This window comes from Corallococcus sp. AB045 (assembly GCF_003668895.1).
Classification (GTDB): domain Bacteria; phylum Myxococcota; class Myxococcia; order Myxococcales; family Myxococcaceae; genus Corallococcus; species Corallococcus coralloides.
This window is the reverse complement of the sequence record NZ_RAWN01000030.1, coordinates 57,678-64,005: the sequence shown is the minus strand read 5'-3', so window position 1 is coordinate 64,005 and position 6,328 is coordinate 57,678. Positions and strand designations below refer to the sequence as shown.

7 protein-coding genes are annotated in these 6,328 nt (G+C 70.3%); 5 read left to right on the top strand and 2 right to left on the bottom strand.

Features of this window, described 5'->3' with window-relative positions:
* Window positions 1–43: 43 nt before the first annotated feature.
* Window positions 44–307, bottom strand: a complete 264-nt coding sequence (locus tag D7Y21_RS10120; protein WP_014394893.1) for a phosphopantetheine-binding protein — start codon at window positions 305–307, stop codon at window positions 44–46.
* 19 nt (window positions 308–326) lie between these two features.
* On the bottom strand, window positions 327–1,913 hold the full coding sequence (locus tag D7Y21_RS10115) for an AMP-binding protein (protein ID WP_233591701.1): 1,587 nt from the start codon (window positions 1,911–1,913) through the stop codon (window positions 327–329).
* Between the two features lie 279 nt (window positions 1,914–2,192).
* Between D7Y21_RS10115 and D7Y21_RS10110 the strand changes: the two genes are divergently transcribed.
* From D7Y21_RS10110 to argC, 5 genes are read left to right on the top strand one after another with little or no spacing between them, the layout of a single operon-like run.
* Window positions 2,193–3,140 (top strand): 1-deoxy-D-xylulose-5-phosphate synthase N-terminal domain-containing protein, encoded by a 948-nt coding sequence (locus D7Y21_RS10110; RefSeq protein ID WP_121712816.1) that lies wholly within the window; start codon window positions 2,193–2,195, stop codon window positions 3,138–3,140.
* Window positions 3,137–4,174: a transketolase family protein gene (locus tag D7Y21_RS10105; protein WP_121712814.1), complete on the top strand. Its 1,038-nt coding sequence runs from the start codon at window positions 3,137–3,139 to the stop codon at window positions 4,172–4,174. The genes D7Y21_RS10110 and D7Y21_RS10105 overlap by 4 nt, the downstream gene beginning before the upstream one ends.
* Window position 4,175: 1 nt before the next feature.
* A complete protein-coding gene (gene lysW, locus D7Y21_RS10100) occupies window positions 4,176–4,379 on the top strand; it encodes a lysine biosynthesis protein LysW (RefSeq protein ID WP_120564870.1) in 204 nt (67 codons plus the stop codon).
* Between the two features lie 9 nt (window positions 4,380–4,388).
* Window positions 4,389–5,243 (top strand): RimK family alpha-L-glutamate ligase, encoded by an 855-nt coding sequence (locus D7Y21_RS10095; protein ID WP_121712812.1) that lies wholly within the window; start codon window positions 4,389–4,391, stop codon window positions 5,241–5,243.
* A complete protein-coding gene (argC, locus tag D7Y21_RS10090; protein WP_121712810.1) occupies window positions 5,240–6,283 on the top strand; it encodes an N-acetyl-gamma-glutamyl-phosphate reductase in 1,044 nt (347 codons plus the stop codon). The genes D7Y21_RS10095 and argC overlap by 4 nt, the downstream gene beginning before the upstream one ends.
* Window positions 6,284–6,328 lie beyond the last annotated feature (45 nt).

The window sequence follows — 6,328 nt, the reverse complement described above, 5'->3', positions numbered from 1 at the left end:
TAAGAGACGGGAAGGGGGCCGCCCTCGGCGGGGGCGGCCTGGCTCAAGCGGTCTGCTCCTGGCGCAGCTCGTCGCACAGCGTGGCCACGGCCCGGAGCGTGTTGAACAGCTCCACCATGGACACCTCCACGCCCAGCTCGCTCTCGATGCGATTGGACAGGACCGTGGCCATCAGGGAGTTGCCGCCAATCTCCAGGAAGTGGTCTTCCGGGCGCACGACCTCCACGCCCAGCAAGTCCTTCCACCACGCCGCGAGCTTCGCTTCCGTGTCCGTGAGGCTGGCGGCTTCTTCGGGGCTCGGGTTCAAGGCTGTTCCTCCCGCCCGCTCACGTGGGCTTCAGCCTGTCGCGCAGCAGGTACTTGCGCACCTTGCCGGTGGCCGTCTTGGGCATCTCGTCGATGAGGTCCAGGCGGTCCGGCCAGTACTGGTTGGACATGCCCTGCTGCTTGAGGTGGTCGCGCAGCTCGTTGAGCGTGGGCGGGGCCTCTCCCTCGCGCACCACGACGACGGCGCACACCCGCTCGCCGCCAATCTTGTCGTCCGAGTGCGCGACGACCGCGACCTCCTTCACCTTCGGGTGCGAGTACAGCGCGGACTCCACCTCCACCACGGGGATCTTGTACCCGTACCGGAAGATGACGTCCTTCAGCCGCCCCACGATGCGGATGCCGCCGCGCCCGTCGTCGCGCGCCAGGTCGCCCGTGTCGAACCATCCCTCCGCGTCCACCGCCGCGGCGTACACGTCGTCGCGCTTGAAGTAGGTGAGGCACTGGCTGGCGCCTCGCACCAGCAGCCGCCCCGTCCCGTCCGGATACGGCGTGCCGTCCTCCGCGAGCGCCGGGACGATCTTCGTCTCCATCCACGCCACCGCGCGCCCGTCGCTCTGGCTGGGCCAGTCCGGTGCATCTTCATGCCGGGTGATGGTGACCGCGCCGTTCTCCGTCATGCCCCACAGCGTGTGCAGCCGCACGCCGAACACCTCGCGCACCGCCGCGATGAGGTGCGGCGGCACCGGGATGGAGCCCGTGGCCAGCTGCCGGAGCGAGGAGGTGTTCCGCTGGCGCTTTCGCTGCAACGCGATGAGGTTCATCAGGTACGTGGGGATGCCGTACGTGAACGTGACGCCGTGCTCCTCGAAGAGCTTGAGCGTCAGCTCCGGGTCGCCCACGTCCATGTAGATGGCCGTGGCCCCCAGCAGGATGGGCATCAGGTACGAGTACGTGAACCCCGTGGACGCCGTCAGCAGCGACGGCAGCGCCACCACGTCCGTCGCGTTGATGCCCAGCGTGTCGCACAGCGCGCGCGTGATGCCGTAGTTCGTGTTGTGCGAGTGCACCACGCCCTTCGGCTCACCCGTGGTGCCGGACGTGTAGAGGATGTTGCACACATCATCCGCGGATGCTGGCGCGATGCCCTCCAGCGACGCTTCCTTCTCCCACTCGCGCTCGATGAAGTGGCGCTCGAAGTCCCGCTCGCCCGTCTGGAGGTCGGTGTTGCTGCCCAGCAGCACCCGGTGGCGCAGGGACGGCAGCACCGACGCGATGTCGCGTGCCATGTCCCGGTGGGAGTGCCCCGTCCACGACGTGGGCCCCACGTACACGGAGGCCTCGGTGCGCCCCAGGATGAACTCCACCTCGCGCCGCCGGTAGTCCGGCGGAATGGGCGCGATGACCGCTCCCAACCGCGCGCACGCCAGCGCCAGCGCCGTGAAGTGCCACCCGTTGGGCAGCTGCACCGCGACGATGTCCTCGCGCCCCACGCCCAGCTCGCGCAGGCCCAGCGCGAACCGGTCCATGTATCGCGCCAGCTCCGCGTACGTCAGCCGCGTGATGTCCTTGGAAAAGTACCGTGCGGCGATGATCGCGGTCTTGTCCGGGTGCGCCTGGACGCAGCGACGCAGATCGTCAACCACCGTGGTGTCACGCCACCAACCCTTTCGGCGGTACTCCGAACCCTTCTCCAATGCCGCTGCGTTATGGAAACGCTGCCCCATCTGAAGGTCTCCTCCGAGTGACGCGAAACCGGGAATGCCGGACCTCCCGCGCGTGTAACACCGCGAGATTACCGGGCGAGACGGTTTTTTCTCGTGCGTCTATATCTTAAGAAAATCCGCGTTGACGGCGCATGATGCGATTTCCTAGGGTGTCTCACAACAGCCGGATTCCTGGGCTGTAACAGCGACGCTACGGGCATGACTTTCTCGGCGAATCCAACGACCCCCGGGCTGTCGCGCGACGCGCGGACGCCAGAAGAACCCACGGCCTCCGGCGGCCCGCTGGCGCCTGCCCGCACCGGGGACGGGGCTTCGGGCGCCGCGTCGGATGCGGGACTGGCGTTGCTGCCACGCCGGGCGAAGCGCATCCGTCAGATCATCGTGCGGCTGGCGGCGACGCCGTCGGGCTGTCACCTGGGCGGCTCGCTGTCGATGGTGGAGATTCTGGTGGCGCTGCTGGGCCGGGTGATGCGCGTGGATCCGCGCGCGCCGAAGGCACCGGAGCGCGACCACCTCATCCTGTCCAAGGGGCACGCGGCGGCGGGGCTCTACGCGGCGCTGGCGGAGTTCGGCTTCGTGGACGTGGAGACGCTGGTGCGCGAGTACAACGCGGACGGCAGCATCTTCACCGGCCACGTGAACGCGGCGGTGCCGGGCGTGGAGTTCGCCACCGGCAGCCTGGGTCACGGGCTGGGGCTGGGCGTGGGGCTGACGCTCGCGCATGTGCTGCGCGGGGAAGCCAACCGCACCTTCGTCGTCTGCGGCGACGGAGAGATGGGCGAGGGCTCCAACTGGGAAGCGCTCCAGGTGGCGTCGCACCGCAAGCTCACGGGCCTCACGCTGATCATCGACCGCAACGGCGGGCAGAACGACGGCCCCACCGAGTCCATCCTGTCGCAGGAGGCGCTGGTGCAGAGGCTGGACGCGTTCGGCTTCCAGTCGCTGGAGGTGGACGGGCACGACCTGCCCGCGCTGGTGGCCGCGCTGGAGGCGCCCGTCGTGGGAGACCGTCCGCGCGCCATCGTCGCCCGGACGCAGAAGGGCGCGGGCGTGCCGATGCTCAAGGGCAAGGGGCCGCACTACGCGGTGTTCTCGCCGGAGCACCTGCGGCGGGCGCTCGCGTCGCTGGGGGAGGACGGCCAGTGAGCGCGTCGCTTGCCCCAGCGGTGGACCTGTCCCAGGCGCCGGAGGCGTGGCTCGCCGCGCACCCGGAGCTGTCCAGCCGGCTGGTGTTCCGGCACGCGGCGGCGCGCTTCGCGGAGGAGGACGCGCGCGTCGTCTTCCTGGAGGCGGACCTGGGCGGCGGAGGCGATCCGTTCGAGAAGCGCCATCCCCGGCGCTACTTCAACCTGGGCATCTGCGAGGCCACCATGCTGGACATGGCGTGTGGCCTGGCGCACGGCGGGCACACCGTCATCGCGCACAGCTTCGCGGCGTTCGGCGTGATGCGCGCCTGCGAGCAGGTGCGGTTGAACCTGGCCTATGCGCGCGCCAACGTGAAGCTGGTGTGCGACTACGGCGGCGTGTCGGGTGCCTTCTTCGGCCCCACGCACCACGCGATTGAAGACCTGGCCGTGCTGCGCGCGATGCCCAACCTCACGGTGGTGTCGCCCGCGGACGGCCTGGAGACGGTGCTCGCCACGCGCGCGATGCTTCAGCACGACGGGCCGGTGTACCTGCGGCTGGGCCGCAACCGCGTCACCCGGTTGGACATCCCGCGCCCGCCGTTCGAACTGGGCCGTGCCGCGCTCCTGCGCGAGGGCGACGACGTGGGGCTGCTCGCGCACGGCGAGGTGGGCGTGTCCGTGGCGCTGGATGCCGCGAAGCTCCTGGAGGCGCAGGGTGTCTCCGCGCGTGTGCTCAACGTGCACACGTTGAAGCCACTGGACGAGGAGGCGGTGCGCGAGACGGCGGCGCGCACGCGGCTCCTGGTGACGGTGGAGGAGCACAACGTGCTGGGCGGACTGGGCAGCGCGGTGTGCGAAACGGTGTGCTCGCTGGACCTTCAGCGACGCGTGCTGCGCGTGGGCTTGCAGGACCGGTACGACTCGCGCGCCGGTTCGCACGAGGCGTTGCTCAAGGGCCATGGGCTGGAGGGCGGGCAGGTGGCCGAGCGCATCCTGGGAGTGCTCCCAAGAACCCCGGTGTTTGCCGTGGAATCCGCAACGAGGAGGGACTGACATGCAGGTCCAGAACCCGAACCCGATGACGCAGTCCGCTCCCCCGGAGCAGTGCCCGCTTTGCGCGCAGCCGGTGCCGGGCGGCAACCGGCTGGTGGGCGAGGTGCTCTCCTGTGACGGCTGTTCCGCCGAGCTGGAGGTGGTGGGCATCAACCCGCTGCGGCTCGAGGAAGCACCCGAGGTCGAGGAAGACTGGGGGGAGTAGCCCCGCGCCATGCGCAAGGTCGACCTCGTCTATACGCGCGTGCGCACCGAGGAGAAGCTCCTCCTCGATGCGCTGCGCAGGCGCGACTGCGCCGTCAACCTGGTGCAGGACTCCGGGATGGTGCTGTCCATGGACCGGCAGCGCGTCACCGAGGCCGACACCGTGTTGATGCGCAGCATGTCCTTCACGCGTGCGCGCTACCTGGCCACGTTCCTGGAGATGAAGGGGCTGCGCGTGCTCAACAGCGCGAGGACCATCTCCCTGTGCGGGGACAAGGCGCTCACCAGCGCCGCGCTGGCCGCGAAGGGCGTGCCCATGCCGTGGTCGTTCGTGGCCTTCGACGAGGACGCGTGCCTGGAGGCGATTGAGAAGAAGGGCTACCCGGTGGTGACCAAGCCCGTGCTGGGGAGCTGGGGCCGGATGGTGGCCCGGCTGGACTCGCGCACCTCGGCCGAGGGCGTGCTGTCCACGCGCTTTGGCACCGGCGGCGCGCAGGACCACGTGGCGCTGGTGCAGGAGTTCGTGGACAAGCCGGGCTACGACCTGCGCGTCTACGTCATCGGACGCGCGGTGGGCGGCCTGCGGCGGCGCTCCGAGCACTGGATTACCAACACCGCGCGCGGCGCCGTGCCGGAGCGCTACGAGGTGCCGGTGGTGCACGCGAAGCTGGCGGAGGCCGCTGCGGAGGCGGTGGGCGGGGACATGGTGGCGGTGGACCTGCTGGAGACGCGCGGCGGCGACATCTACGTCAACGAAATCAACCACTGCGTGGAGTTCGCGCGCAGCATCGACGAGACGGGCGTCCCGCTGCCGGACCTCATCGCGGAGTACGTCGCTTCCGGAGCTGGAGGCGCCCGGCGATGAGCGTGCGCGTGGCGGTGTTGGGAGCCGCGGGCTACACCGGCGGCGAGGTGCTGCGCCTGTTGCTCGCGCACCCGGCCGTGGAGGTGGTGCAGGCCACTTCCGGCCAGTTCGCTGGCAAGCGCCTGGACTTCCCGCATCCGCACCTGCGCGGGGTGGGGACGCTGCGCTACACGCAGCACGACGCGCTGGCGCCCTGCGACGTGCTGGTGAGCTGCATGCCTCAAGGCGAGCTGCTCCAGCGCTGGGCGAAGGTGTCCCGGCTGGCGGAGCGGGTCGTGGACCTGAGCGCGGACTTCCGCCTGGACGCCGCGGGGCATGAGCGCTGGTACGGCAAGCACCCGCGCCCGGATGACGTGCCCGCGTTCGTCTACGGCCTGCCGGAGTGGATGGGCGACGCGCTGACGAACGCGCGTCACGTCGCGGTGCCCGGATGCATGGCGCACGCGGGACTCCTGGCGCTGCTGCCGCTCTTGCACGCGGGGCTCGCGCGTCCGGACGTGCTGGTGGTGGACGCGAAGACGGGCTCGTCCGGAGGCGGCTCCACGCCGGACCGCTCCTCGCACCACCCGGAGCGCGCGAACGCGCTGCGCTGTTACAAGCCGGTGGGCCACCGGCACACGGGCGAGCTGGAGGGCGTGGTGGCGCGCGTCACGGGCCAACAGCCCACCATCCACTTCAGCGCCACGGCGGTGCCGGGTGTGCGCGGCATCCTGGCGACGGTGCACGCCTTCGCGGCGCGGCCGGTGGAGGAGGCGGAGGTGGTGCGCGCCATCGCCACGCGCTACCGCGAGAAGCCCTTCGTGCGGCTGCTCCGGCCCAGCGCGTCGCTCTCGCCATTCCCGGAGCCCGGGCCGCTGCTGGGCACGAACCACTGTGACTTGTCGGTGGACGTGGACACGGAGCGGGGCCGCATCGTGGTGAACGCCGCCATCGACAACCTGGTGAAGGGCGCCGCTGGCACGGCGGTGCATGCGCTGAACCTGATGCTGGGCCGCCCGGAGACGGAAGGGCTGGGCTTCCGGGGCCTGCATCCGCTCTAGACCGCTTTCTGACTCCCGCATTTTGACTCCGAGGAGCCTCACCCC